Source organism: Halobiforma lacisalsi AJ5, from assembly GCF_000226975.2.
Lineage (GTDB): Archaea > Halobacteriota > Halobacteria > Halobacteriales > Natrialbaceae > Natronobacterium > Natronobacterium lacisalsi.
On the sequence record NZ_CP019285.1, the window covers coordinates 496844 to 520990 of the forward strand.

Annotated in this window: 16 protein-coding genes; 8 read left to right on the forward strand and 8 right to left on the reverse strand. The window is 66.0% G+C overall.

What is annotated here, in order from left to right; translation table 11 throughout:
- Genes CHINAEXTREME_RS02305 through CHINAEXTREME_RS02315 form a run of 3 tightly spaced genes read left to right on the forward strand, consistent with a single transcriptional unit; the run spans position 1 to position 4642 of the window.
- Positions 1–2925 carry a DNA-directed RNA polymerase subunit A' gene (locus CHINAEXTREME_RS02305; RefSeq protein ID WP_007142120.1) on the forward strand — a complete coding sequence of 975 codons (2925 nt, stop codon included), beginning with the start codon at positions 1–3 and terminating at the stop codon, positions 2923–2925.
- Positions 2918–4132: a DNA-directed RNA polymerase subunit A'' gene (gene rpoA2 / locus CHINAEXTREME_RS02310; RefSeq protein WP_007142119.1), complete on the forward strand. Its 1215-nt coding sequence runs from the start codon at positions 2918–2920 to the stop codon at positions 4130–4132. The genes CHINAEXTREME_RS02305 and rpoA2 overlap by 8 nt, the downstream gene beginning before the upstream one ends.
- Positions 4133–4135: 3 nt before the next feature.
- Entirely contained in the window at positions 4136–4642 is a 507-nt protein-coding gene (locus CHINAEXTREME_RS02315) for a NusA-like transcription termination signal-binding factor (protein ID WP_007142118.1), read from the forward strand.
- Between the two features lie 68 nt (positions 4643–4710).
- Here the strand turns inward: CHINAEXTREME_RS02315 and CHINAEXTREME_RS02320 are convergent, their stop codons facing one another.
- On the reverse strand, positions 4711–5961 hold the full coding sequence (locus tag CHINAEXTREME_RS02320; RefSeq protein ID WP_007142117.1) for an MgtC/SapB family protein: 1251 nt from the start codon (positions 5959–5961) through the stop codon (positions 4711–4713).
- Between the two features lie 109 nt (positions 5962–6070).
- On the opposite strand from CHINAEXTREME_RS02320, the gene CHINAEXTREME_RS02325 reads away from it, so the two are divergent.
- Complete coding sequence (locus CHINAEXTREME_RS02325) at positions 6071–7276, forward strand: alpha-hydroxy-acid oxidizing protein (RefSeq protein WP_007142116.1); 1206 nt, start codon at positions 6071–6073, stop codon at positions 7274–7276.
- Between the two features lie 69 nt (positions 7277–7345).
- Here the strand turns inward: CHINAEXTREME_RS02325 and CHINAEXTREME_RS02330 are convergent, their stop codons facing one another.
- The 4 genes from CHINAEXTREME_RS02330 to CHINAEXTREME_RS02345 all read right to left on the reverse strand — a co-directional run bounded on the left by CHINAEXTREME_RS02330 (position 7346) and on the right by CHINAEXTREME_RS02345 (position 14502).
- Complete coding sequence (locus CHINAEXTREME_RS02330) at positions 7346–8296, reverse strand: TorD/DmsD family molecular chaperone (RefSeq protein WP_007142115.1); 951 nt, start codon at positions 8294–8296, stop codon at positions 7346–7348.
- Positions 8297–8298: 2 nt separating this feature from the next.
- A complete protein-coding gene (locus CHINAEXTREME_RS02335) occupies positions 8299–9504 on the reverse strand; it encodes a 4Fe-4S dicluster domain-containing protein (RefSeq protein ID WP_007142114.1) in 1206 nt (401 codons plus the stop codon).
- A gap of 6 nt (positions 9505–9510) precedes the next feature.
- Positions 9511–13053 (reverse strand): molybdopterin-dependent oxidoreductase, encoded by a 3543-nt coding sequence (locus CHINAEXTREME_RS02340; protein ID WP_007142113.1) that lies wholly within the window; start codon positions 13051–13053, stop codon positions 9511–9513.
- A 243-nt stretch (positions 13054–13296) separates the two neighbouring features.
- A complete protein-coding gene (locus CHINAEXTREME_RS02345) occupies positions 13297–14502 on the reverse strand; it encodes a P-loop NTPase (RefSeq protein ID WP_007142112.1) in 1206 nt (401 codons plus the stop codon).
- Between the two features lie 248 nt (positions 14503–14750).
- On the opposite strand from CHINAEXTREME_RS02345, the gene CHINAEXTREME_RS02350 reads away from it, so the two are divergent.
- The 3 genes from CHINAEXTREME_RS02350 to CHINAEXTREME_RS02360 all read left to right on the forward strand — a co-directional run bounded on the left by CHINAEXTREME_RS02350 (position 14751) and on the right by CHINAEXTREME_RS02360 (position 18951).
- Entirely contained in the window at positions 14751–15179 is a 429-nt protein-coding gene (locus CHINAEXTREME_RS02350; protein WP_006671958.1) for a 30S ribosomal protein S12, read from the forward strand.
- Positions 15180–15181: 2 nt separating this feature from the next.
- The gene (locus CHINAEXTREME_RS02355; RefSeq protein WP_007142111.1) at positions 15182–15790 is read left to right on the forward strand and encodes a 30S ribosomal protein S7; all 609 of its coding nucleotides are present in this window, start codon (positions 15182–15184) and stop codon (positions 15788–15790) included.
- A 275-nt stretch (positions 15791–16065) separates the two neighbouring features.
- Entirely contained in the window at positions 16066–18951 is a 2886-nt protein-coding gene (locus tag CHINAEXTREME_RS02360) for an FIST N-terminal domain-containing protein (RefSeq protein ID WP_007142110.1), read from the forward strand.
- 107 nt (positions 18952–19058) lie between these two features.
- On the opposite strand, the gene CHINAEXTREME_RS02365 is transcribed toward CHINAEXTREME_RS02360, so the two are convergent.
- Positions 19059–19811: a DUF5781 family protein gene (locus CHINAEXTREME_RS02365; protein ID WP_007142109.1), complete on the reverse strand. Its 753-nt coding sequence runs from the start codon at positions 19809–19811 to the stop codon at positions 19059–19061.
- Between the two features lie 295 nt (positions 19812–20106).
- Between CHINAEXTREME_RS02365 and CHINAEXTREME_RS02370 the strand changes: the two genes are divergently transcribed.
- Positions 20107–22293 (forward strand): elongation factor EF-2, encoded by a 2187-nt coding sequence (locus CHINAEXTREME_RS02370; protein ID WP_007142108.1) that lies wholly within the window; start codon positions 20107–20109, stop codon positions 22291–22293.
- A gap of 157 nt (positions 22294–22450) precedes the next feature.
- On the opposite strand, the gene CHINAEXTREME_RS21740 is transcribed toward CHINAEXTREME_RS02370, so the two are convergent.
- A complete protein-coding gene (locus tag CHINAEXTREME_RS21740) occupies positions 22451–22597 on the reverse strand; it encodes a hypothetical protein (protein WP_007142107.1) in 147 nt (48 codons plus the stop codon).
- 137 nt (positions 22598–22734) lie between these two features.
- Positions 22735–24114 (reverse strand): serine--tRNA ligase, encoded by a 1380-nt coding sequence (gene serS / locus CHINAEXTREME_RS02375; protein ID WP_007142106.1) that lies wholly within the window; start codon positions 24112–24114, stop codon positions 22735–22737.
- Between the last annotated feature and the right edge of the window lie 33 nt (positions 24115–24147).

Genomic DNA, 24147 nt, shown 5'->3' on the forward strand with positions numbered 1-24147 from the left:
ATGCGAAACAGTACACCCAAAAACATCGGATCGATCAACTTCGGGCTCATGGAGCCCGAGGAGTACCGGGAGATGAGCGCGACGAAGATCATCACTGCCGACACGTACGACGACGACGGCTTCCCCATCGACATGGGGCTGATGGACCCGCGGCTGGGCGTCATCGACCCCGGACTCGAGTGCAAGACCTGCGGGAAGCACTCGGGGTCGTGTAACGGCCACTTCGGCCACATCGAACTGGCTGCGCCGGTCATTCACGTCGGCTTCACGAAGCTCATTCGACGGCTCCTGCGTGGCACCTGTCGGGAGTGCTCCAAGCTCCTGCTTACCGAGGACGAGCGCGACGAGTTCCGCGGCCAGATCGACGAATCTCGAAAGCTCGGTCGCGACCTGAACGACGTCACGAAGGCCGCGATCCGCCAGGCACGAAAAAAGGATCGCTGTCCCCACTGTGGCGAGATCCAGTACGACATCGACCACGAGAAGCCCACCACGTACTACGAGGTCCAGCAGGTCCTCACCAGCGAGTACTCCCAGCGCATCGCCGGCGCGATGCAGGGTGGCGAGGACGGCGAGCGGATGTCCCCCGACGAACTCGCCGAGGAGACCGACATCGAACTCAGCCGGATCAACGAGATCCTCTCGGGATCGTTCCGGCCCCGCGAGAGCCAGCGCAAGGCCATCGAGAAGGCCCTGGACGTCGACCTCACCGAGGAGGACACGAACAAGCTGATGCCCTCCGACATCCGGGACTGGTTCGAGGCGATCCCGGACGAGGACATCGAGGTGCTGGGCATCGACCCCGACCGCTCGCGTCCGGAGTGGATGATCCTCACCGTCCTCCCGGTCCCGCCGGTCACCGCGCGGCCGTCGATTACGCTGGACAACGGCCAGCGTAGCGAGGACGACCTCACCCACAAGCTGGTCGACATCATCCGGATCAACCAGCGGTTCATGGAGAACCGCGAGGCCGGTGCCCCGCAACTCATCATCGAGGACCTCTGGGAACTGCTGCAGTACCACGTGACGACGTTCATGGACAACGAGATCTCGGGGACGCCGCCGGCTCGACACCGCTCCGGTCGGCCGCTGAAGACCCTCTCCCAGCGACTCAAGGGCAAGGAGGGTCGCTTCCGTGGCTCGCTGTCCGGGAAGCGCGTGAACTTCTCGGCTCGTACCGTCATCTCCCCGGACCCGACCCTCTCGCTGAACGAGGTCGGCGTCCCGGACCGCGTCGCCAAGGAGATGACCCAGACGATGAACGTCACCGAGCGCAACTTAGAGAAGGCCCGCCGGTTCGTCTCCAACGGCCCCGAGGGACATCCGGGCGCGAACTACGTCCGTCGCCCCGACGGTCGCCGACTGAAGGTGACCGAGAAGAACTGCGAACAGCTCGCGGAGAAGGTCGAGGCCGGCTGGGAGGTCAACCGTCACCTCATCGACGGCGACATCGTCATCTTCAACCGCCAGCCGTCGCTGCACCGGATGTCGATCATGGCCCACGAGGTCGTGGTCATGCCGTACAAGACCTTCCGGCTCAACACCGTCGTCTGTCCGCCGTACAACGCCGACTTCGACGGCGACGAGATGAACATGCACGCGCTGCAAAACGAGGAGGCCCGCGCCGAGGCCCGCGTCCTCATGCGCGTGCAGGAACAGATCCTCTCGCCGCGGTTCGGCGAGAACATCATCGGGGCCATCCAGGACCACATCTCGGGCACCTACCTGCTGACCCACAACAACCCGCGGTTCAACGAAACGCAGGCGCTCGACCTCCTGCGTGCGACCCGGATCGACGAACTGCCGGAACCCAGCGGCATCGACGACGAGGGCGAACCGTTCTGGACCGGGTACGACGTCTTCTCCGAACTGCTGCCCGACGACCTGAACCTCGAGTTCACCGGCACCGTCGGCGAGAAGGTCGTCATCGAGGACGGCCAGCTCCTCGAGGGGACGATCGCCGAGGACGAGGTCGGCGAGTTCGGCGGCGAGATCGTCGACACGATCACGAAGATCTACGGCAAGACCCGCGCCCGGATCTTCATCAACGAGGTCGCGTCGCTTGCGATGCGGTCGATCATGCACTTCGGGTTCTCGATCGGGATCGACGACGAGACGATTCCGGAGGAGGCCCAGGCACGCATCGACGAGACGATCGACGACGCCTACGATCGCGTCGAGGAACTCATCGAGGCCTACGAACGGGGCGAACTCGAGTCCCTGCCCGGCCGAACGATCGACGAGACCCTCGAGATGAAGATCATGCAGACGCTCTCGCGGGCCCGTGACAACGCCGGGAACATCGCGGACGAGCACTTCACCAGCGAGAACCCGGCGGTCGTCATGGCCGAGTCCGGGGCCCGTGGGTCGATGCTGAACCTGACCCAGATGGCCGGCTGTGTCGGCCAGCAGGCGGTCCGGGGCGAACGCATCAACCGCGGGTACGAGAACCGGACGCTGAGCCACTACGCGGAGAACGACCTCTCCGCCGAGGCCCACGGCTTCGTCGAGAACTCCTACACCAGCGGGCTGACCCCGCGGGAGTTCTTCTTCCACGCGATGGGTGGCCGCGAGGGCCTGGTCGACACCGCAGTCCGAACGTCGAAGTCCGGGTACCTGCAGCGCCGCCTGATCAACGCACTGTCGGAACTCGAGACCCAGTACGACGGCACGGTCCGGGACACCTCGGACACCATCGTCCAGTTCGAGTTCGGCGAGGACGGTACCTCGCCGGTCAAGGTCTCCTCGGGCGACGAGAACGAGATCGACGTCGCCAACATCGCGGATCGGGTCCTCGACTCCGAGTTCGAGTCCGAACAGGAGAAACAGGAGTTCCTCGGCCGTCGCCCGCGGCCGACGAACCTCTCCGAGCACGCGGACGATCGTCTCTCCGTCGAGAGTACGGAGGTGAGCTCCGATGACTGAAGTCGATTACGACGTCTCCGACGACACGATCGCGGTCGTCGAGGACACCAATCTCCCGCGACGGCTCAAGGACGACGTCTACGAGGAACTCGAGGGTCGCCCGGACGCGACCGTCGAGGACGCCGACGAGCTCGCGAAGGCCGTCGAGACCCGGTACGTCGACACCCGCGTCGATCCGCTCGACCCGGTCGGGACCGTCTCGGCCCAGTCGATCGGCGAACCCGGAACCCAGCTGACGATGAACACGTTCCACTACGCGGGGGTCGCGGAGATCGACGTGACCCAGGGGCTGCCGCGGCTGATCGAACTGGTCGACGCCCGGAAGACCCCGGACACGCCGATGATGACCGTCCACCTCGAGGACGAGTACGCCACCGAACGCGAGCGGGCCCACGAGGTCGTCTGGAACATCGAGGCGACGAAGATCCTCGCGCTGGGTGACGTCTCGACGAACGTCGCGGACATGCGGGTCCAGATCTCGCTGAACCGCGACACCCTAGAGGAGCGGATGATCACGCCCGAGGAGGTCGCCGAGATCATCGAGGACAACCTCGGTGTACAGACGGTCCAGCAGGGCACCGAGATCCAGTTCGGGCCCGAGGAACCGTCGTACCGGGACCTCCTCCAGCTCGTCGAGGAACTGCGCGACATCACGTTCAAGGGAATCGAGGACATCTCCCGGGTCGTCATCCGGCGCGAGGAGATGGACGACGGCAGCGAGGAGTTCGTCCTCTACACCGAAGGGTCGGCCTTCGGCGACGTCCTCGAGATCGAGGGCGTCGACGCCTCTCGCACCACGTGTAACAACATCCACGAGATCCGTCGCAACCTCGGCATCGAGGCCGCCCGCGAGGCCATCATCGAGGAGACGAACAACACGCTGGCCGAGCAGGGGCTGGACGACGTCAACGTTCGCCACCTGATGCTGGTCGCGGACATCATGACCAACCGTGGCGAGATCGAGTCGATCGGTCGCCACGGCATCTCGGGCTCGAAGGAGTCCGTGCTGGCCCGCGCCGCGTTCGAGGTCACGGTCAACCACCTGCTCAACGCCGCGATCCACGGCGAGATCGACGATCTGGACGGCGTCACGGAGAACGTCATCGTCGGGAAACCGATCAAGCTCGGCACCGGCGACGTCGACCTCCGGATGGGATCGATCGGCTCCGGCTCCTCCGGAAGCGGAAGCGGGAGCCAGGCCGACTGATCGATGGGCGTCACCCTCGACGACGACGCCCGGCAGTACCTCGCCGCGTTCGAGGACGAAACCGGCGTCGACGGTCGGGACTGCATCGTCACCGGCGGCGACGACCCCGACCGCGGCCGTGGCCGCACGCGCGGGTACGGCGGCTCGAGTGCTGGCGGTTCCGACCCCGACCGCGACCTCGAGAAACGCCTCCTGATCGTCGTCGCGACCGGCCGCATGGGCGAGGCGATCGGCCCGGACGGCCGCACGATCCGGCGGTTCGAGGACCGGGTCGGAATGCCGGTTCGGCTCGTCGAAGGGGCCGACGACCCCGAGACGTTCGTCGCGAACGCGCTCGCGCCCGCGGCCGTCTACAACGTGACGATCAGCAAGAATCAGGACACGGTCGCATACGTCGAGGTTGCACAGGAGGATCGAGGCGTCGCGATCGGTTCGCACGGTCGAACGATCGAGGCGGCCCGTCGGCTCGCGGACCGTCACTTCGGGATCGACGACGTCCAGTTGCTGTAAGAACGGGGCCGCTTTGATCGCGGTCGCGGTCGAGGTCGCGACCGTCATCACAATCCCGATATTACTTACTAGACGACCACCAGTACGATACCGACGGCTGAAACCACGCCGAGCAGACCCGTGACGAGTTTGCCGAGTTGGCGCGTTCCGAGAACCCACACGAGCGCGACTTTCACGATCGTGTTCGCGATAGCGCCGATAACGATGCCCGTCGTTGCAGCCGTAGCAGAGATCGACCCTTCCGCTGCGAGCGTACTCAGCGTAATCGTTATCGCATCGACGTCGGCGAGCCCCGAGAGAAACGCAGTTGCGTACACGCCCGACACGCCGAACCAGGTATGAGCCGACTCGGAGACGAGAAGGACGATTGCGAAGATCACGCCGAAGAACAGTGCGGTCCGGAGTCTAAACGGGTTCGTGATCTCCGTTTCGACGATGGTCTCGTCAGTCGCCCCCCGGTACACGAGGGCAGCAACGAGCGCACCGGTGACGGTCATCGCTCCCAGGGGAACGATCACCCGCGGCAGAAGCGCCGGATTGACGACCGCAACTTCGACCAACGCCCGGGGAAACATGATCGTGGAAGCAACGACTATCGAAAAGGTCGAGACGGGATAAAGCGGCGGTGCGTCCGCCGTCCGCTCGGCCATCGACACCGTGGTCGCCGTCGACGAGACGAATCCCCCTACGATCCCGGTCAGCGCAGTCCCCCGCTTTGGACCAACGATCCGGCTCAAGAGATAGGCCGCGAAACTCAAACCGGTGACAAAGACGACCATGAGCCAGACGAACCGGGGATTGAGTCCGGCCAGTACGTCGAGTTCGCGGTCCGGCAAGAGGGGCAAGACGACCACCACCACCAGAACGAACTTGATCGTTGCACGGCGTTCGTCCTCACCGATTCGGTCGACGAAATCGTGTATCTCACCCTTGGCCGAGAGAAGAATGGTGACGGCTCCACCGACGATGACTGCCAGTTCTGCTCCCCGTTCCGAGTGCATCGTCAACGCCCCGAGTATGACAGTGAGAATTGCAGCCGTCAGGGTCGTCAGGCCGAGATCCCGTTCCATCCAGATTTTTCCGGCGTATGCGACGGTCAACGGCACTGCGAGGGCACCCACTGCAACGGGCAGTAGCGCGGGGAAGAACGCGTAAACGAGCGCACCAACGATCGCGAACAGGGGGAACGTACGACTGCCTGCGAACGTACCACCGGATTCGGCCTGCTCCCGCTCGAGACCGATGAGTGCACCGATGGCAAACGCGATGAAGACGCGAAACGAGAGCGTCAGGAGCGAGTGGGTGGCTGGCTCGACCATTCCGTTCGAGATTCGTTCGACCCGGTTGTCAAGTTTCGGTGGGGAGTCGTCGTTTGAGAGGGATCACGGCCCCGAACCTATTTTCCGGCGGGTTTCGAACCCCGCCTATATGTCCGACGAGAACGAGTCCGGTCGCTCCCCGTCGTACGGGCGTGAGCGGCTGGTAGACGTCTACACCCAGGGGATGCTCGCCGACCGACGGCCCGCGCTGCCGCCGCGCTTCGAGGACCTCGAGGCCGCAGCCGAAGACGCCCTCGAGCCCGAGGCGTTCGCGTACGTCGCGGGGAGCGCGGGCGCGGAACGCACCGAACGGGAGAACCGCGAGGCGTTTTCGCGGTGGCGGATCGTCCCGCGAATGCTGCGGGACGTCGCGGATCGGGATCTCTCGGTCGAGTTGTTCGGCGAGCGCTACCCCGCGCCGGTCGGGCTCGCGCCGATCGGCGTCCAGTCGATCCTCCACGAGGCGGGCGAACTCGCGTCGGCGCGGGCGGCCGCCGACCTCGGGCTCCCGTTCGTCGCGAGTTCGGCCGCGACGGAGCCGATGGAGGAAGTAGCCGACGCCGTCGGCGACGGGCCGGCCTGGTTCCAGCTATACTGGAGTTCGAATCGCGACCTGACCCGGAGTTTCGTCGAGCGCGCCGAGGCGGCGGGGTACGGGGCCCTGGTCGTCACCGTCGACACGCCCGTGATCAGCTGGCGGGAACGCGACGTCGAGCAGGCGTACCTCCCCTTCCTCGACGCGGAGGGGGTCGGCAACTACTTCACCGATCCCGTCTTCGAGGACCTGGTCGGCGGCGACCCAGCGGAGAACGAGGACGCCGCCGTCATGCAGTTCGTCGACGTCTTCGGCGACGCCTCGCTGACGTGGGACGACCTCGAGTGGCTCGCCGGCCTGACCGACCTGCCGATCCTCGTGAAGGGGATCGTCCACCACGAAGACGCCGTCCTGGCGCTCGAGTCGGGCGCGGACGGCGTGATCGTCTCGAACCACGGCGGCCGCCAGGTCGACAACGCGCTCCCGGCGATCGAGGCGCTGCCACGGGTGGTCGATCACCTCGAGCGGGAAGGGTACGGCGACGCGCCGGTCCTGTTCGACAGCGGGATCCGTCGGGGCGCGGACGCGGTCGTCGCGCTCGCGCTGGGCGCCGAGATGGTGTTTCTCGGCCGGCCCTACGCCTACGGGCTCGCGATCGACGGGGAGGACGGCGTCGCGGAGGTCTGTCGGAACTTCCTCGGGGACCTCGATCTGACGATGGGGCTTTCGGGACGCGAGGCGATCGCGGAACTGGACCGGTCGCTGCTGGTCGAGCGGTGACCGAGACTCGAGTTCGCGGCGAGTGAAGAACGGGCGACGGAAAAACGACCGGAAGGAGTCCCCGCCGAGCTAGCTGTCTCCGCCGACGTCGGAGTCGTGGTCGGGGTCAGGGTTGGGGTCAGGGTCGGCGTCCGCCGCGGGATCGACGCCCGGCACGCGACCGGGTTCGACGTCGCTCGGCCCGCCGGCGTCGACACCGCAACCGCCACAGCCACGGCCCGTGTCGCCGAAGACGTCCTCGTTCCACTCCGTGACCTCGGGGTCGTCGGGCACCCAGTCGGGGTCGAGGTCGAGCCGCTCGACCTCGAGTTCGACCAGCGCCGCGAGCAGTTCCGCGAGCGCGGCGTAGAACCCGGACTCGCTGTCGTCGTGGTCGCCGACCTCGTCCGCGAACCGCCAGTACCACCGGCCGAGGTGGTCCTCGAGGAAGGATCGGCGCGCGTCGACGACGACCTCGACGCCGTCGTCGTCGCCGTCCATCCGGAGCGCCGCCTCGCGGTGGCTGAGGTGGCTCAAAAACTCCGTCAGGAAGCAGACGTGGTCGCCGCGGTCGGTCTGTCCCTCGGCGATCGACAGGCCGAACGCCTCGTAGAAACCGCTGATGTCGGCGAGCCGGCGGACGTTGGTCATCAGCGGCCCCGGCAGGTAGGTCAGTTCGTAGGGGGAGACGGTCACGCCCTCCTCGACCCCGAACAGCGACGCCCACTGGTCGTGGAGTTCGCGGTGGTCGGCTCCCTCGAGCGCGTCGGCGACGGCCGCCGCCGCGTCCGCGACGTCTTCGTCGATCGCCGCGGCCGACTCCTGCAGGTCCTTACGGTAGGCCCCGTCCTCGCGGGCGGCCGCGAAGTCGTCGCCGGGGCGGTCGAATCCCAGCGAGCACAGCGAATACAGCCGGCTGCGGTGGACCGCGGTCTCGAGGTCGCCGGGCGGGTCGATCGGCTCCGGTTCGGGCTCCGGCGTCGGCTCCTCGGTCTCGCCGGCCGCGCTCGGCGGACCGCCGAGGATGGTGTTCTCGGTCATGGTTACGTGATGTCCAGTCGGTAGACCTCTTCGTCCTCGTCGTAGCGGTCCCGTTCGGCGGTGGGCTCGGTGATCGGCACGCGGCCGACCTCGTCGCCCTCGTAGTAGCCGACCGCCTCATCGCCGTCGATCTCGAAAGCGGTGATCGACCACTCGGTCGACCCCATCAGCTTGAACAGCCCCTCGAGTTCGGGTTCGTCGCCGTCGCGCATCGCACGATAGGTGTCGATGGCGTCGTCGACGCCAGGCCCGAACATCTGGGTGAGATAGTCCGTCGGGGCCGTGATCGGCGGCACGTAGTAGACGTTCGGCTCGAGGCCGAACTGCGGGTACAGCGGCTTCGCCAGTTCCTTCTGGTGGACGACGAAGTCGAGCGGGTTCGTCGGCTCCTCGGCCGGGTCGGAGTCGTCGGCCTCCTCGGGCGGGTTGATGTAGCCGTGCAGGCGGATCTTCCCCAGGCAGTTCTCGAAGCACTGCGGGGCCTTCCCTTGCTCCGTCTTGGTGTAGCAGCCGATACACTTCTGGGAGATGCTCTCGGCGGGGTTGTAGATCGCCTTCTTGTAGGGGCAGGCCTCGTTACACTGCTGGAACGCCTGGCAGGACTCCTCGTCGATGAGGACCACGCCGTCCTCCTCGCGTTTGTAGATCGCCGGGACGGGACAGGAGCCGGCACAGGCGGCGTACGTACAGTGGTTACAGATCCGCGGGAGGTAGAAGAACCACACGGGGTGGGTCTCCTCGTCGAAGTGGCTGATCGACTCCATCGTGTCGCCCGCGATCTCGTCCTCGCCGAGGTTCGGGTACCGCATGTCGTCGGCGTCGGGCAGGAACCCGGCGACGTCGTCGCGCGCCTGCATGGTCTCCTGGGGGTGGTTCTCGGGGTCGTCCCAGTCGACGTCCTCGGCCTCGAAGATCGTGTCCCCCTCGTAGGTGCCGTCGTCTCCCCACTCCCCGGCACCCATGTCCTCGAGGGTGCGCTGGTCCCACCCAACCGGATGGGAGCCGTAGGGTTTGGTCTCGACGTTGTTCCAGAACATGTGCTCCTGGCCTTCCTCGTGGGTCCACGTGGTCTTGCAGGCGAGCGTACACGTCTGGCACTCGATACACTTGTTCAGGTCGAAGATGGCCGCCCACTGGTCGTCGGGACGCGCCCCCTCGTAGGGGTACTCCACTTCGCGGCCGAGCTGCCAGTTTTCTACTTTCGGCATCTGTTATCACTCCGTTGATGTGAATTCGCCGTCGAGATACTGCTCCATCGTCTCGTTCTCGTAGCCGGGGCGCAGCCCCATTTCGGCGGGTCGCCAGAGGCCTTCGCCGTCCTCCCCGGCATCGCCTTCCTTCTCGAACTTGACGAACGATTCGCGGGGCGCACCGTTGGCACAGTGGACGTCCGGGGCGAACCCCTTCCCGATGGACTGGCCCATCAGCCCCTTGCGGTTCATCTCGTCGGTCAGGATGGTCGGCCGGAGCCACGAGCGGGTCATGCTCTGGTGGCCGCCGCGTCGATACAGCGAGACGTAGTCGGTCTCCTCGTTTTTCGCCATCCCCTCGCGGTCCGGCGTCGCCTCCGCCGTGGCGTGACTGGTCTGGTTGAGGTTGAACCAGCTACGGGTCACGTTGCGGGGCATCGCCGGCTGGTACCGCACGCGCATCAGCGCGCGCGTGTACTCCTCGGGGTCGCCGTCCGCGCTGGGGTAGGGACGGTCGCTCGGGTCGGGGTCGACCCAGACGTAGTCGCCGTCCTCGAAGCCCTCCTCCCGGGCGTCCTCGGGGTTCATCTCGACGAACCCCTCGCCGAAGTACGGCTTGCGCTCGTCCTCGCGGTCACGGTCCCCGAAGGGGCCCCACCAGACCGCGATGTTCGGCAGGGCGTTACAGAACGTGTGCGCCCCGTGGCGGTACTTCGGCGTCATGTAGGAGTACTTGAAGCCCGGGTCGACGTCCTGTAAGGGGTGGTTCGACTCGAGCAGTTCGTCGGTGCTCAACACCTCGTTGCGGACCTGGCGGGCGTCGGGGTCGTCGACCTTGTCGTCGTCCCAGCCCAGGTCCGCGGGCGTCTCGGGGTCGATCAGCGGGTGGTCGCTGTCGTCGACGATGACGTTCGGCCTGTAGACCGTCCCGTCGATGGCCTCCCGGTGGACCGGGAGGTTCTCGCCGACCTCGGTCCAGGTCTCCTCCTCGCGGAAGAACTCGAGGCGACCCGTGCGCGTGTACCACGGCTCGTCGTCCTCGACCTGGCGGGTGCCGACCTTCGACGGATAGGTCGTCCCCATCATCAGCCGCGGCTCGCCGCGTCGGGCGCGCTCGAGCAGATCCTCGACGTCGTACCCCTTCGTCATGTTGGAGTTGTCGAGGATGCGCTGGAGGTACGGTTTGGCCTGGTACTCGTCCTCGTCGATGAACTCCCACATCTGTTCGAAGCGGGGTTCGTCGAACTCCTCGGCCAGCTTCTCGGCGACGCCCTTGTAGACCTGACAGTCGTGGCGGGTGTCGTAGATGCGATCGAGGTCGGCCTCGGGGAACACCATCAGGAACGGGTTCGTGACCGAAGCGGTGACGTCGTGGACCTTCTGTTCGGCCCACGAGTCGACGGGGAAGACGATGTCGCTGTACTCGCAGGTCATCGTCCACCACCACTCGTTGCAGAAGAACGCCTCGATCTGCCCCTCTCGGAGCATATCCTCGATGATCTTGTACGAGCCCTTGGCGTTGCCGAGGATGGAGTTCGACCCGGCGACCCAGAACGATTTCGAGGGGGTGTTCATGTGGGAGTCGCCCATGTGGTACTCCCCGTCGATCTTCAGCGGCTTGTCGAGGTTCGAGTAGAAGTGCATCGACTCCATCGTGATGCGGCCGTCGACGGTGGAGTCGGCCTCGGGATCGAGTTCGGGGTCGAACGGATCCTCGAGGTGGTAGTGGGGAATCCCGTTGAGCATGGCCGCGCGGTAGTTCCCCGCGTAGCTACCGAGGTTGCCGCTGTGGGTCCCGATGTTGCTGGTCAGCGAAGCCAGCAGGAATGCGGCGCGGTCCTTCAGGTCGCCGTTGAAGTACTGGTTGGGCCCCATCCCGGTGAGGATGAGCGTCTCCTCTTTGTTGTCGGCGAACTCCTCGGCGAGGTTCTCGACGGCCTCGGGTTCGGTTCCCGTGACGTCGGCCGTCGACTCGGCGTCCCAGGTCTCCTCGAGGTACTCGGAGATCAGATCGAAGACGGGACGGACCTCGACGGTCTCGCCGTCGGCGAGTTCGAGTTCCCAGCTACCCTCGAGGGCGGCCTCGACGTCGAACTCGTCGCCGACCTCCTCGCGGTCGACCGGGGTGACGCCGCCGGCCTCGGTATCGTAGACCACGAAGTCGTCCCAGTCCTCGCGCTGTTCGGGCGTGATCCACTGCTCGTCGGTGTCGACGGTCGTCGGGGCCGGGTGTTCGTCGGCCGGGGCGACCCGCGTCTTCTCGAGGTCCGCGGGGTCGTAATCCTCGAAGACGTCGCTGGCCCGGAGGTGATCGCCGGTGTCCATGCGGACCAGCAGGGGGAGGTCCGTGTTCGACCGGACGAACTCCTCGTCGTAGTCGCCGTTTGCGATGATCTGCTGGGAAACGCCGAGGAACAGCGCCGTGTCGGTCGCCGGGCGGATGATGACCAGTTCGTCGCACTTCGAGGCCGTGGCGTTGTAGTCGGTGTAGATGCCCGTGACCTTGGCCCCGCGCATCTTGGCCTCGGTCAGCCAGTGGGAGTCGGCCATCTTCGTGCAGATCCAGTTCATCCCGGCCATCACGATGTGGTCGGCGTACTCGACGTTCGCCAGGTCGAAGTCGACCGTCTGCTGGCCGGTCACCATCGGATGGCCCGGCGGCAGGTCGGTGTGGAACGAGTAGTTGTCCCCGCCGACGGCACCCAGCGCGTCGTCCTCGCTGACGCCCCGGACGTGGTGGTCCAGCAGCGCCATCGAGTTGGCGAACCGGTACTCGCCGAAGAGACCGAGCGTGCTCAGCATCGGCATCCCGCCGCGGAACTTCATCGTGCGCGTGCCCACACCCTGCATCTCTTCGACGACGCGTTCGTCGTACCCCTGCTCCAAGAGCATCTCCTGGGCCTCGTCGCCGGAGTAGTGGTCGGCGATCTCGACGAACGCCGCCGCGGCGTACTCGTAGGCTTCGTCCCAGGACGCCTCGTACCAGCTATCCTCGCCGCGCTGGGCGTACTCCTCGGGCATGGAGCCGTCCTCGTCGCGCGGGAAGCCCTCGTCGACCCAGTCTTTGAACCCCTGCCGGATCATCGGCGAGGTCACGCGGCGCTCGCCGTAGAACCGCTCGACCATCGACAGGCCCTTCTGACAGACCCGCGGATCCCAGCGATCCGAGGCCTCGTTGCCGTACAGGTCCTCGGCATCGCCGTAGTTCATCGACGGGCCGAGCCGGGTGACGACGCCGTTCTTGACGTTCGCCTCGAGGTAGCAGTTGTGGGTGTCGTTGGGGCGACACGCCAGGTAATAGGTGTCGTCGACGTCCCAGACGTCGCGGTAGTGGTCTTCCCACTCGCGATTCGGATACTCCGCGAGCGGGTTGGAAAAGGCCGTCTCTCCGTCTCCGGGCTCTTGGTCAGCCTGCCCGTCGTCGAACAGTCGAGAACAGCCCGCGAAGCCGGCGATACCGGCTGCACCGGCACCACCCAGGAGTTCCCGACGTGAGATCGATGCTCCACCGTCCGTTCGAACCTCGTCGAGCGATCGACGGTCGTGCTCGTGCTCGCTGTCAGTCATGCTGGCACCACCTCCGCCGCTGCGCTCGCATCGGTTTCGAAACGACGCTCGCGCTCGATGGCCGATGGCCAGTGCCACCGCTTCTGTTCGAGCGGCATACGTGACTCCAGCACAGCGAGATCATAAGTCACGGTAGATAGTTCCTGCCGTGTGAGAAGATAGCGAAGATGTTCGCTCGGTCGTTTAAGTGTCGGCCCGGCACGAACGACAGCCAAAGAAGACGCTCGAGTTGCTGCTCGCCCGCTACGCTCGAGTCAGTTCGAGCAGCCCACCAGTGGTACTCAGCCCCTTCCGTTCCGTCCCGGCGAGCAGGTCCGGGGCGTCCGAGCGGATCGTCTCGCCCACCGCCGTCGGGTCCTCGACGACCGCGCTGACGGTACCGCCGTCCTCGGCAGCCGCCAGTTCGTCGCTCAACTGCCGTGCCTGGCTGGCCGGCGGTAGCCCCCGGAGGTCGAGCGCCCCCTCGGGGACCGCTTCGAGCACGTCGTCGACGAACGACTCGACGCTCTCCGCGAGGTCCACGACGGCCTCGGGGGCGTCCTCGCCGCCGGGGTTCGACTGGAGGTCGCGGTCGAACGGGAGTTCGTGAACCGCCGGCACCGCCAGGTCGACGGGGTCCTCGAACAGCCGGTTGCGCTCCCCGCAGCACTCACAGTCGAACCCGTTCATGTTCACGACAGCGGCGACCGGTGCGACCCCGTTCTCCTCGAACAGGTCGACGGTCCGATGAGTGTCGTCGACGCTGGCGTCGAACGGCGTCGTCACGAAGACCGCGCCGTCGACCGGGACGTGTTCCAGGGCCGCGCCGACGACGTCGTCCGTGCCCGCGGGCATATCGAGAATAAGTACGTCTCGCTCGTCCCAGGCCCCCTGGCCCAGCAGGTTCTCGACCGCGCCGTAGGCGATCGCGCCACGGCGAGCGGTCGGCGCGTCGCCGCCGACCACGCCCGGGCTGAGCATCTGCAGGCCGTCGTCGGTCTCGAGAGGCACCGGCTGGCCGTTCTCGTTGGTCAACACCGGCCCCTCGACGTCCTCGAGCAGGTGCGGGACGTTCGGCCCGTAGATGTCCGCGTCGAAGAGCCCGACGTCGAGTCCCCTGGCCGAAAGCGTCCGTGCGAGGGCGACCGCGACCGTCGTCTTGCCGACGCCGCCTTTCGCGCTCGCGACCGCGAGGACGTGATCGACCGTCGGCAGATCGATGTCCGTGTCGGGATCCCGGAGCGGCTGGATCCGGACGTGATCGGCCTCCGGCATCGCAAGCGCCGCTCCACGGATCTGCTCGACGATCCGTTCCGCGAGGTCGTCGCCGAGTCCGTCGATCGCGACCTCGACCGTCACCGTGCCGTCGTTTGCCCGTATCCGGCGAACGATCCCCTTCGAAACGGGATCGCTCCCGTCGGGTAGCTCGATGGACCGGAACGGGTCGACGGCGTCTGAGCTCCCTGTCATTGCCCAACCGTAGCACACGGAAGGGGTAAAAGCCGTATGCGGTTCCCGCCCGGTGAAAACACCGGCCGATATCGCCGTACTCGTTCGGGAACCTCTCGGCGGCCGAGGCGCGCTACGGCACGCTCCGTCGGTAACTCGCGAGGACGAAACGCCGTCAGATCCCGCGAGCGGGGTACCTCGCGCGCTCTCGAGGCGTAACGTCGATTCGAAACGGGTTGCTTAAGTGCCTCCATCGGATATCGACGCGCATGGCAAACGGCAAGTACGCCGCGCGCAAGCTCAAGAAGGACCGCCAGGAGCAGCGGTGGTCCGACTCCGACTACGCGCGCCGCGCCCGTGGGCTTCGCGAGAAGTCCGACCCCCTCGAGGGCGCTCCGCAGGGTCGAGGTATCGTACTGGAAAAGGTCGGCATCGAAGCCAAACAGCCCAACTCGGCGATCCGAAAGTGCGTCCGGGTCCAGCTGATCAAGAACGGGAAACAGGTCACCGCGTTCTGTCCCGGTGACGGTGCGATCTCGTTCATCGACGAACACGACGAAGTCACCATCGCCGGTATCGGTGGGGCGAAGGGTCGTGCGATGGGCGACCTCTCCGGTGTCAACTACAAGGTCGACAAGGTCAACGGCGTCGCGCTGAAGGAACTCGTTCGCGGAAACGCGGAGAAACCGGTGCGATAACCATGTCGGCGGAAGACCAACCCGATCCGGACGCCCCCGCGGGCGGCGCGGACGTGTCGGCGAAACTGTTCGGCGAGTGGGAGATCGGCGAGATCGAGTACGGTGACCCCTCGACCGAGCGCTACATCACGGTGACGCCCGTCGCTCACACGGCCGGCCGTCACGCCAGCAAGCAGTTCAAGAAGTCCCAGATCTCCATCGTCGAGCGGTTCATCAACCGGCTGATGCAGACGGAGGAGAACACGGGCAAGAAGCAGAAGACGCTCAACTACGTCCGTGACGCGTTCGACATCATCCACGAGCGTACCGAGGAGAACCCGGTGCAGGTGCTCGTGACCGCCGTCGAGAACGCCGCTCCCCGGGAAGAGACCGTCCGCCTGAAGTACGGCGGTATTTCGGTCCCGAAGGCCGTCGACGTCGCCCCGCAGCGCCGGGTCGACCAGGCCCTGAAGTTCCTGGCCGAAGGCGTCCACAGCGACTCGTTCAAGACGACGACGCCCGTCGAGGAGGCCATCGCCAGCCAGCTCATCGGCGCGGCCAACTACGACGTCCAGACCTACGCAGTCAGCCAGAAAGAAGAGAAAGAGCGCGTCGCGGCGGCTGCCCGCTAACGACGGTCACACCGACGGCCGACCGTCGTGCGGTCGATCGCTGTCTTTCGTTTTTTCTGTCCCCGTATCCGTAGCGCCCGCTCTGATTCTCCTCCCGGCCCGCCGTGTCTCGCATCTCGTAACCGCGGCAGCAACTCGAGCATCGCAAAAGTGGGGGAAAGTTCCAACCCCGAAAGCGTTGCTTCCCGACGTCTCCACCTCGTCGACCGGTCGAGTGAACGCAACTCGAGTTTTTATCACCGGTATTCTTGTACGGTCGATATCATGGTGGTCGCATGGAGTGGGTATTCAGTTCGTCGTCAGCAGCGTCCGCGTTCCGGTTCGGAGTACTATCGGTCGGCATCGCAGCCGCGGTCGTCGGTGCCGGGTTCCTGGCCGGGTTGCCGGGCCTGCTGGGCGGCGGCGCGCTGATCGTCGTCGTCGGAACGGTACTGGGTCACTGGTCGAGCAGTCGCATCGACGGCACGATCGAGCGGATCGAGACCGAAGCGAGGCCCGGTGACGCCGAGGCCGTCGGCTACGAGTTCGACGCGATGAGCGACACCGCGGACCTGGGCGACGCCGTCGAGGCGACGCTCAAGGAGAACCGCAGACTCCGCGAACGAACGACCGAGCTCAAGGACGAAACCGACCGTCTCGAGGCTCGAAACGAACGGATCGAGGCACAGGCAGCCGATCTCGAGGAAGCGATGGGGCTGTGTGCGGCCGGGCGGCTCGCCCACCGGATCGAACCCGACGAGGACGCCCCACTTGACGTTGCCGAGGAGTTCAACGCGATGATGGACGAACTCGAGGGAACGATCCGCCAGCTCAAGGACTTCGTGGCGCTCGTTGTCACCTCGAGCGACGAACTGCTGGCCGGCACGGACGAAGTGACCACGGCGAGTACGGAGATCAGCGACGACATCCAGGAGATCGCCGACGGCTCCTCGGTCCAGTCCGAGCGCCTCGAGGCAGTCAACGCCGAGATGGACGTCCTCTCGTCGAACATCGAGGAGATCGCGAGCCGCTCGGAACGCGTCGCATCGCTCTCGGCCGAGACCGTCGAGACCGGCCGGGAGGGACGGGAAGCAGCGCGGACGGCAATCGACGGCCTCGAGGAGATCGAGACGGGGTCGACCGAGGCCGTCGAAGCGATCGAGACGCTCCACGAGGACGTCGAGGCGATCGACGAACTCGTCGAACTGATCGCCGACATCGCCCACCAGACGAACATGCTGGCGTTGAACGCCAACATCGAGGCCTCCCGCGGGAGTGGCGGGGACGACGGCGAAGGGTTCGCGGTCGTCGCCTCGGAGGTCAAGGACCTCGCGAGCGAGGTCCAGTCGGCCGCCGAACGGATCGAGACTCGCCTCGAGCGGATCCAGGAACGGACCGCATCGGCGACGCAGACGGTCACCGAGACCGAGGCGATGATCGCGGACCACACCGACTCGGTCGAGCACGCGCTGGCCGCACTCGAGGAGATCGCCGAGTACGCCGAGGGGACCAACGACGGGGTCCAGGAGATCCACGCGGCCGCCGACCAGCAGGCCGAGTCGACCCAGCAGGTCGTCGCACTGGTCGACGAGACGGCGACGATCAGCGAACGGACGTCGGGGCTGGCCGCGAACGTCGCCGCCTCGGCCGAAGAACAGACGTCCGCGCTCTCGAGCGTCTCGGACGGCGCGGCCGAACTCGCGGAGAACGCGGCGTGGCTCCGGGATACGCTCGACATGTACAAAGCGCGCGCGGAGGTGCCGGGCCACGAGCGGACGCTTCCGGAGTCCGAGGGCGGCGACGTCGCGGTCGCAGCCGCGGATGCGGACGTGGCCACGGCGACGTCGACCGCCGGTAACGAACTCGAGGGTGACGGAGAACCGGCCGCTCGGTCGGGGAACGCCGACGCGGCCGACGAAACGGCGTTCGAGTTCACCGACGTCGACGACGACGGCCTGTCGACCCAGTTCGCCAGCGGCGTCGCCGTCGGCGACGACGGGTTCGCGGTCGGGAAGGAAGCCGCGACACGGGCGGCCGAAGGCCTCGAGACCGACGGTCGCGTCGACTTCGGGCAGGTGTTCTGTTCGCCGGAGTACGACTACGACGCGGTGCTTTCCGGGATCCGGTCGGTCGTCGGAGACGACGTCGAGCTGATCGGCTCCTCGTCGTCGGGTGAGTTCACCGAGGAAACCAGTACCGAGGGGAGCGTGACCGTCGCGCTCGTGGCCAGCGACTCGATCCGGTTTTTCAGCGGGATCGGGACCGACCTCTCGGCGGGCGTCGCGGCCGCGGTCAACGAGGCCGTCGACGGGCTGCCGGCCGCAGTCGAGGGATACCCCCACCGGTCGGCGATCGTCCTCCACGACGGGCTGGCGGGCGTCGGCGACCAGGTCGCGGTCGCGACCCAGCGCAACCTGGGCCACGACGTGAGCTTCGTCGGCGGCTCGGCCGGGGACGACCTGGCGATGGAGGCGACCCACGTCTTCCGGAACGACACGGTTGCCTCCGACGCGGTCGTCGTCGGCATGCTGGCGTCGACGGAGCCGGTGACGATCAGCGTCGATCACGGCCACTCGCCGATCTCCGAGCCGATGACAGTGACGAACTCGGAGGGCGGGCGCGTCCTCGAGCTCGACGGGAAACCGGCCTTCGAGGCCTGGCGCGAGGCCGTCGAACCGTACCTCGCCGAGCGCGGCCGCGAGATCGATGTCGAGGGCCTCGAGGACGGCAGCCTCGAGTTGCTCGGGCTGTTGACCGAGTTCGAGTTCGGCATCGAGGAGGGCCGGGGAGCCAGCGACGACGGCTACAAGATCCGCTGGCCGGGGCTGTCCCTGACGACGGCGGGGCACCTCGACTTTCCCGTCGGCGTCCCAGAGGGAACCGAGTTGCGAGTGATGCACAGCCCCAAACCCGAACAGATCGAATCCGCTCGAGACACCGCCCGCGAAGCCGTCGAGAACGCCGTGGCCAGCTCGAGCGGGATCGCCGGCGGATTCGTCTACGACTGTGCCTGCCGATCGATCATCCTCGAGGACGAGTTCGGCGAGGCCGTCGACGCGATGGCCGACGAACTCGAGGTACCCTTCACCGGAATCGAAACCTACGGCGAACTCTGTATGGAGCGCGGACAGTTGAGCGGTTTCCACAACACGACGTCGGTCGTCATGTTGCTGCCGGAGTGATGGCTGATACGGATTGCTGTCCCGATGTACCGGCGCAACTGCCGCCCTAGTCGCGGTTGCGCCGGAAACGACTTACAGGAAACCGTACGGGAGGGAAAATCGGGGTGTCAGTCCGCCGCGAGGCGTTCGCCCCCGACGTAGTCCCTGGTCGCGTCGACGAGTTCCTGCCGGTACCCGCTCGAGTCGGGGTCGCGCGCGAGTTCCCGGAACCGCCGCTTGAACCCCTCGAAGTTGACTCCCGGTGCGTCCATCGCCGCGACGCGCGCGAGGTCGTACAGTCGGTGGTTCTCGTCGACGAGATCGTGTCGTTCCGCGAGCGCCAGCGCGAATGCTGCGTTCACGGCTGTAATCTCCGGGTCGGCGCTCGCCGAGAGCCGAAGCCCCTGTCTGGAGGGCGTGTCCGGTCGGTCCGCGACGGCCGTCGCGAGGCTGGACTCGAGGAAGGCGAGCAGTTTCTCGCCGGGGCCGACCGAGAGCGTGATGTCGTCGGCGTAGATGTCTTTCATGTGGTTGGCGATCTGGCGGCAGTGGGCGAGTTTCCGCCGTTCGACGCTCTTTCCAGCCAGCGCGAGGAAGAGTACCTCCTCGATCGACTGGGTGTGGGAGGGGTGTTCCTGCTCGTATCTGGCCATGTGTGCGAACTCGTGTAACGCGAGTTCCCGAGCCATCGCACTCGAGGCAGCCTGTCTCGAGATGTTGAGGACGTGGCGGTCCTCGTAGTGGCCCGCCCACGTTCGTTCGTCGGGGTCGTCCCGGAGGTGGACGTGAACGGGGAGCGAGAGATCGTGTTCGGTCTCGAAGAGGTCGCGGGCGCTGAGAAACGGTGAAGTCGGGCCCGGCCCCTGAACGCGGAGGTCCATGCGTACCTATACCAATAGCCGTCCAACCATGTCTCTTACGCCCGGTTGCGCAGGCCGCGAGACGACGGTCGGCGAGCGAGAGCGCCCGAGACCGGGGACGACGGCTGCGGGCTCGAGTATCCGATACGGGCTCGAGACGCGATGGGTGGTGCCGATCGTTCGCCCCCGGGACAATTCGTGCGTGTTGTTACCTCACGTAAAGTGGATATTTCACGCGCCCGAGCGGGAGACGCGTCGGATTCTCCCGACGACGAAACACTACCCTTTTGACCCCGCTACCGGTAATGGGGGGTATATGGGCCGACGCAAGAAGATCGTCCAAGAGTGTGAACGGCTGATGGACGAACCGGAGAACATCCGGAACATCGCCATCGCCGCTCACGTCGACCACGGGAAAACGACTCTCTCCGACAACCTGCTGGCTGGTGCGGGCATGATCTCCGACGAGACTGCCGGCGAACAGCTCGCGATGGACACGGAGGAAGACGAGCAGGAACGTGGGATCACCATCGACGCGGCGAACGTCTCGATGACCCACGAGTACGAGGGTACCAACCACCTCATCAACCTCATCGACACGCCGGGCCACGTCGACTTCGGTGGCGACGTCACCCGTGCGATGCGCGCCGTCGACGGTGCGCTCGTCGTCGTCGACGCCGTCGAAGGGGCGATGCCCCAGACCGAGACCGTCCTGCGCCAGGCACTGCGCGAGGGCGTCAAGCCGACCCTGTTCATCAACAAGGTCGACCGCCTGATCTCCGAACTGCAGGAAGGCCCCGAGGAGATGCAGGAGCGACTCCTCTCGGTCATCCGCGACGTCAACGAACTCATCCGCGGGATGACCGAGGACATGGACGACGTCGACGACTGGACCGTCTCCGTCGAGGACGGCACCGTCGGCTTCGGTTCCGCGCTGTACAAGTGGGGCGTCTCTATGCCGTCGATGCAGCGTACCGGGATGGACTTCGCCGAGATCATGGAACTCGAGCGCGCCGACAAGCGCCAGGAACTCCACGAGAAGACCCCGCTGTCGGACGTCGTGCTCGACATGGTCTGTGAGCACTTCCCCAACCCCGTCGACGCCCAGCCCCGACGTATCCCGCGTATCTGGCGTGGCGACGACGACACCGAACTCGCCGAGAACATGCGCCTGGTCGACGAGGACGGCGAGGTCGTCTTCATGGTCACCGACATCTCGATGGACCCCCACGCCGGCGAGATCGCCTCCGGTCGCGTCTTCTCGGGTAGCCTCGAGAAGGGCCAGGAGCTGTACGTCTCCGGGACGGCGGGCAAGAACCGCATTCAGTCCGTCGGCGTCTTCATGGGTGGCGAACGCGAGGAAGTCGACGAGGTTCCCGCGGGGAACATCGCTGCGGTGACGGGGCTGAAAGACGCCATCGCCGGCTCGACCGTCTCGAGCACGGAGATGACGCCGTTCGAGTCGATCGAACACATCTCCGAGCCGGTCATCACGAAGTCCGTCGAGGCCCAGAACATGGACGACCTGCCGAAGCTGATCGAGACGCTGCGCCAGGTCTCCAAGGAGGACCCGACGATCCAGATCGACATCAACGAGGACACCGGCGAGCACCTGATCTCCGGGCAGGGTGAACTCCACCTCGAGGTCATCACCCAGCGTATCGAGAAGAATCAGGGCATCCCGGTCAACACCGGTGAGCCGATCGTCGTCTTCCGCGAACAGCCCCAGGAACCCAGCGCCGAGGTCGAGGGGATCTCGCCGAACCGCCACAACCGCTTCTACATCTCCATCGAGCCGATGACGGACGAACTCGTCGACACGATCAAGCTCGGCGAGGCGTCGATGGACATGCCCGAGCAGGAACGCCGCGAGGCCCTGCAGGAAGCCGGCATGGACAAGGACACGTCCCAGAACGTCGAGACCATCCACGGGACGAACGTCCTCATCGACGATACGAAGGGTATCCAGCACCTGAACGAGACGATGGAACTCGTCGTCGAGGGGCTCGAGGAGGCCCTGGACAACGGTCCGCTCGCCAACGAGCCGGTTCAGGGGACGCTCATCCGCCTGCACGACGCCCGACTCCACGAGGACACCATCCACCGCGGTCCGGCCCAGGTCATCCCTGCGGTCCGTGAAGCGGTCCACAACGCCCTGATCGACGGCAAGATCAAGATGCTCGAGCCGATGCAGGACGTCCGCATCGACGTGCCCAACGACCACATGGGCGCCGCTTCGGGCGAGATCCAGGGCCGTCGTGGCCGCGTCGACGACATGTACCAGGAAGGCGATCTGATGGTCGTCGAGGGCATCGCGCCCGTCGGCGAGATGATCGGGTTCGCTTCCGACATCCGCTCCGCGACCGAGGGTCGCGCGTCCTGGAACACGGAGAACGCCGGCTTCGAGGTCATGTCCGACTCGCTCCAGCGCGAGAAGATCATGGAGATCCGCGAGCGCAAGGGCATGAAGCTCGAACTGCCCGAGCAGATCGACTACATCTAAGGCATCCACAGCCCGGACCGGCGCTGTCGCGGTCCGTTCGCCGCTTCGTTTTCTCTTCGGGACGCCGTTTATCGGAGCACAGAGACACGGGTGTGAGTAGCGTGTGCCCTCGATCGACGTCGCGATTCGAGCCACCGCAGGTACCGAGGCCGACGGTTCAAGCCGTAAGCACGGTGTAAAAGAACGGGATCATCACGGCGAAGGCGATGATGGTCAGCGCCCAGGGAAATACCACCACAGCACCGAGCGCGAACAGGACACCGACGGTCGCAACGATCGCCTTCTGCCGGAGGCTAATATGCATAGCGGGAAGACATAGTTGAAGACTATATTTGTTACGAGAGAAATTCGTTGTCGTCGATTCGGCTCGAGGCCGCCACGGGCCGGCCATCGGGAATCGAAAACGAAGTCGCAGCGGAACCGACGATTCGTGCGATCCGATTACTCGCGTTCGCCCGCACCCAGCGCGGCTTCGCCGACCTTCTCGTGGCCCTCGATGACCTCCTGGCCGTCCATGTACGGCCGCAGTGCCTCCGGAACCGTGACCGTTCCGTCCTCGTTCTGGTAGTACTCGAGGATGGCCACCATCACGCGCGGGATCGCGAGGCCAGAGGCGTTCAGCGTGTGCAGGTATTCGGCCGACTCGTGGCGTTCGGGTCGGTAGCGCAGTCCGGCACGGCGGGCCTGGAAGTCCTCGAAGTTCGACGCCGACGAGACCTCGAGCCAGCGGCCGCCGCGGTCGGGGCCGTCGTCCATGTCGTCAGCGGGGGCCCAGACCTCGATGTCGTAGGTCTTCGCGCTCGCGAAGGTGAGGTCACCGGTACAGAGTTCGAGGATGCGGTACGGAAGCTCGAGCCGTCGGAGCACCTCCTCCGCCTCGTCGAGCAGTTCCTCGAGGCGGTCGTAGCTGTTCTCGGGTTCGACGAAGTTGACCAGTTCGACCTTGTTGAACTGGTGGACGCGGACGATCCCGCGGGTTTCGGTCCCGTGTTCGCCGGCCTCGCGCCGGAAGTTCGGCGTGTAGGCCTGGTGTTTCAGCGGGAGGTCGTCCTGCAGGAGGATGTCGCCGGCGTACATGTTGGTGACCGGGACCTCCGCCGTGGGGCAGAGCCAGAGGTCCTCCTCCTCGTACTCCTCGTCGTTGCTGCCGCCGATGCGGTAGGCGTCGTCGGCGAACTTGGGGAGCTGGCCGGTTCCGCGCATCGCCGCGCTCTTGACCGGCACCGGCGGGAAGAGGTCGACGTACCCCTGCTCACGGTGGACGTCCATCATGAACTGGATGAGCGCGTGCTCCAAACGGGCGCCGTCACCCTTGAGGAAGTAGAAGCCGGAACCGGTGGTCTTGGCACCGCGGTCCTCGTCGATGATGTCCATCTCCTCGCCGAGTTCGTAGTGGGGTGTCACGTCCTCGGGCACGTCCCGCAGGTCGTCGAACCCCCAGCGGCGGTCCTCGACGTTGTGTCGCTCGTCGACGCCCAGCGGGACGCTCTCGTGGGGCACCTGGGGGACCTCGAGTATTCGGTCCCGGAGTTCCTCCTGGAGGTCGTCGGCTTCGGCCTCGACGTCCTCGATCTCGGCTTTCAGTTCCTTGGACTGCTCGATGGCCTCGTCTTTCTCCTCCTGTTTCCCCTCCGCGACCAGTTGGCCGATCTGCTCGGTGATCTGGTTGCGCTCGTGGCGGAGTTCGTCGCCGCGAGCTTTCAGTTCCCGCCACCGCTCGTCGAGGTCGAGAATCTCGTCGAGGTCGACGTCGGCACCCCGGTTGTCGAGTGCGTCCCGAACCTCGTCGGGATTCTCGCGTACGTACGTCCGGTCAAGCATTACCCGTGAATTCAGGACGGCCGTCCAAAACCG

Bases quoted from the DNA above. Each gene is read 5' to 3' on its own strand.
- CHINAEXTREME_RS02325 (WP_007142116.1), top strand. From the start codon at position 6,071: ATGTCCGACGAGAACGAGTCCGGTCGCTCCCCGTCGTACGGGCGTGAG.
- CHINAEXTREME_RS02315 (WP_007142118.1), top strand. From the start codon at position 4,136: ATGGGCGTCACCCTCGACGACGACGCCCGGCAGTACCTCGCCGCGTTC.
- CHINAEXTREME_RS02320 (WP_007142117.1), bottom strand. From the start codon at position 5,961: ATGGTCGAGCCAGCCACCCACTCGCTCCTGACGCTCTCGTTTCGCGTC.
- CHINAEXTREME_RS02340 (WP_007142113.1), bottom strand. From the start codon at position 13,053: ATGACTGACAGCGAGCACGAGCACGACCGTCGATCGCTCGACGAGGTT.
- CHINAEXTREME_RS02345 (WP_007142112.1), bottom strand. From the start codon at position 14,502: ATGACAGGGAGCTCAGACGCCGTCGACCCGTTCCGGTCCATCGAGCTA.
- CHINAEXTREME_RS02350 (WP_006671958.1), top strand. From the start codon at position 14,751: ATGGCAAACGGCAAGTACGCCGCGCGCAAGCTCAAGAAGGACCGCCAG.
- CHINAEXTREME_RS02305 (WP_007142120.1), top strand. From the start codon at position 1: ATGCGAAACAGTACACCCAAAAACATCGGATCGATCAACTTCGGGCTC.
- CHINAEXTREME_RS02365 (WP_007142109.1), bottom strand. From the start codon at position 19,811: ATGGACCTCCGCGTTCAGGGGCCGGGCCCGACTTCACCGTTTCTCAGC.
- CHINAEXTREME_RS02330 (WP_007142115.1), bottom strand. From the start codon at position 8,296: ATGACCGAGAACACCATCCTCGGCGGTCCGCCGAGCGCGGCCGGCGAG.
- rpoA2 (WP_007142119.1), top strand. From the start codon at position 2,918: ATGACTGAAGTCGATTACGACGTCTCCGACGACACGATCGCGGTCGTC.
- CHINAEXTREME_RS21740 (WP_007142107.1), bottom strand. From the start codon at position 22,597: ATGCATATTAGCCTCCGGCAGAAGGCGATCGTTGCGACCGTCGGTGTC.
- CHINAEXTREME_RS02335 (WP_007142114.1), bottom strand. From the start codon at position 9,504: ATGCCGAAAGTAGAAAACTGGCAGCTCGGCCGCGAAGTGGAGTACCCC.
- CHINAEXTREME_RS02370 (WP_007142108.1), top strand. From the start codon at position 20,107: ATGGGCCGACGCAAGAAGATCGTCCAAGAGTGTGAACGGCTGATGGAC.
- CHINAEXTREME_RS02355 (WP_007142111.1), top strand. From the start codon at position 15,182: ATGTCGGCGGAAGACCAACCCGATCCGGACGCCCCCGCGGGCGGCGCG.
- CHINAEXTREME_RS02360 (WP_007142110.1), top strand. From the start codon at position 16,066: ATGGAGTGGGTATTCAGTTCGTCGTCAGCAGCGTCCGCGTTCCGGTTC.
- serS (WP_007142106.1), bottom strand. From the start codon at position 24,114: ATGCTTGACCGGACGTACGTACGCGAGAATCCCGACGAGGTTCGGGAC.